This is a genomic window from Flavobacterium sp., assembly GCF_965657075.1.
Taxonomy (GTDB): Bacteria; Bacteroidota; Bacteroidia; order Flavobacteriales; family Flavobacteriaceae; genus Flavobacterium.
On the sequence record NZ_CBFHMV010000056.1, the window covers coordinates 1 to 2,587 of the forward strand.

Below are 2,587 nucleotides of genomic sequence, written 5' to 3' on the forward strand. Positions count from 1 at the left end.
CAATTCCCAAAACAGTGACCCCAGACTGGCTATCTTTTTGGTGAGCCTTTTCAATCCAGTAGGAAAACACATTCCATAAGCGTTGAGGATACACATCAATGATATCTGCCGCTTTGCTTACAGGCATTTCCGACTCAATCAATAGCATACTGAAGGCTTCAAACAACAACGTAAACCCAATTCCCGGACGGGCCCAGGAAATACTCACCACTCGAGTACTTCCATCTGAAGATTGAACGCGGGGGACTCTGGCGTGAAGAAAACAGGTATGTTGGAAAAAGTTGAGATGTTGCCAAGTCCGCTCCACCGTATCGTGGGTTTTGCCTCCAGGAAACTTAAATCCTTTTTCAAAATCAAGGTAAATATCCAGCTGTCCCTGCCCGCCTGACTCTGACTTAACCATATCAATCTTAGTAATGTACCAAGGCTTTTCCAATCCCAAAGCCAGCTCGAAAATATGAGTGCTATTCATCTAACAAAACTAAATCATTGTCAATTTAGTTTTTACGTTACCCGCTACAAATCATATAGAGCCACTTTCTTTGACATTTCACCAAAATTGATCTCCACATTTTCGAGGACTTAAAGCTAACTCCACGAGATAACATCACTAGCTTGACTTTATAGAACTCATCTAAGGTAGTGACAGGAAAAACTTACCATCAATTTCAGTTCTATGCCTTTACAGAGCTTCTATCAAGTTATCGAGCAAGAAACTAATTCCAGTGATATACTAAACTATCTCCTTTATTCATTCTTTTGGGTCAAAAGCATTGAGAACTCTGGGTTGTGTCGATTAATCCAAAACCAAACCATATTTAGTGGTGGGGGAAATATTTCTGAATTGGCGGAAAATTGCGTTAGAAATCTCTATTAGGTGGTGAAGATTACGGTATAAGTTTTCTTTTATACTTTTTGTTTACAAATAAATGCATAGTTGCTTTTAGTCTCGTTATACTTTATAAATTATTAAATCTTTCGAATGTTTTTGGTGAAACTCAGAAAGCCCTAGTAATACCCTGCTTTAGCAGGGTATTTTTTTATTAAAAATGTGATTTTGATCTAGTATTTTTTACCAAGAAGCTTTACTAGCTTCAGCGTTGTGTCTAGATTAATGATTATTGACACTACATTTTTTATCTAAAAAAATGTTTTGTTGATTGTCAATTTATAAATGATAATTGGTACAGAATGTAAATAAATAGAATTTTAATATACATGAAATGTATGATCTGAATTTTGTTAAAAAATCAAATTTAAATAATTTGACAAAAAGGGTGTGTATAAAGTGATAAATTAACCTTTTATAATAAAGTATTAGTTATGTGTTTAAGGATAATTTTTTATTAAAAATAACAGATTAATTTCTTTAATGAGACTTTCAATATTGAAATATGAATGTACTTTATCTAAAGGATTATTTTCTTTTTAAATTGATATCAAACTAAAAATTAGTCTTATGAAAACCATAGTGTTTAAGAGTTTTGGGGAGTTGACTCTAAAAATTTTTGATAATCAGAATAATAAATTGACTGACCCTTTAAAGCACATTGCTGAGTTAGGTCATTTTTTAAGCTCATTTCCGGCGGTAAAGTGGAAAATTTATCAATTTGGAAATATAGAGTTAACTGATTTTGTGGTTAGCACTTTATTTAAAAATTTCCATCGAATTTCTCAAATTGAAGTCGTGTCAACTAACCAATTATATATATATGAAAATATTATTTATAACTTTTACTCATATACCCAAGAAAAATTCATTTTTCAAAACAAAGAATCAGTAATCTTGGAATGCCTAGAGTTTAATTATGAATTTGTGTTTGAATCGATAGTTGAATTTTTTCATTCAGCTGGATATCAGCTACAAAAATGGGAAAATAGTGGCTTTATTCAAAATAAAGATGGGGCTACATTTGCATTTAAAAAAGAGCTAAAAAATATTAAAATATGGCTTATTTATGATTGGGATCAATATTTTGAATTTGTAATGAACAATAGAATATTTAATCATGACTATTAATTTTTCTAAAATAGTGATTAATTAGATCTTTTGCTTCAGGAAAAAATTTTTTTAATTTTTTTGTTTACCTAATTCTAAAATTCTTTTGCTTTGATTTTTGCGATGATTATTTCTATTTCAGTCTGATGTTATTTTAAAGCAAAAGGTTTAAAGAGAATTTTGGAGAATTGATCTTTTTGAAAATTGGATGATTTTTCAAAATTCACAAAATTTCAATTTCGCTCATTTCTGACATCATTAGGTAACTGACAAGTAATATTGCTGATTCAACTGAATTGTATTAGAAATTCAAAGCAGTGTTTCCATTCTCGAAAGAATAGAATATATATCTACATTTCTGTAAGTATTTTTTGATGACCTGGTTAATTACAAAATCATCTTCTAATGCCACTATTGAATGTGGGATCATTTTTCAACAGTGTTTAGGCTAGACAATTGTGATTTATATTTGGATATGGTCTGATAATTTGAGTAATATTTAAAAATTATTGTACTCAAGCTATATAACAGTTGGGTTTCATCAAGGTCTAGTTTTTCCCTTTCAGAACTGTAAACCATAGCTCCAAT

General features: G+C 30.5%; 2 protein-coding genes. One reads left to right on the forward strand and one right to left on the reverse strand.

Going from position 1 to position 2,587, the window contains the following annotated elements:
• Positions 1–472, reverse strand: a 472-nt coding sequence (locus ACTF56_RS12950; protein ID WP_438967330.1) for a helix-turn-helix domain-containing protein, incomplete at its 3' end; no start/stop codon positions are given.
• 987 nt (positions 473–1,459) lie between these two features.
• Here ACTF56_RS12950 and ACTF56_RS12955 point away from each other — a divergent pair.
• The gene (locus ACTF56_RS12955; protein ID WP_438967331.1) at positions 1,460–2,020 is read left to right on the forward strand and encodes a hypothetical protein; all 561 of its coding nucleotides are present in this window, start codon (positions 1,460–1,462) and stop codon (positions 2,018–2,020) included.
• Positions 2,021–2,587: the final 567 nt, after the last annotated feature.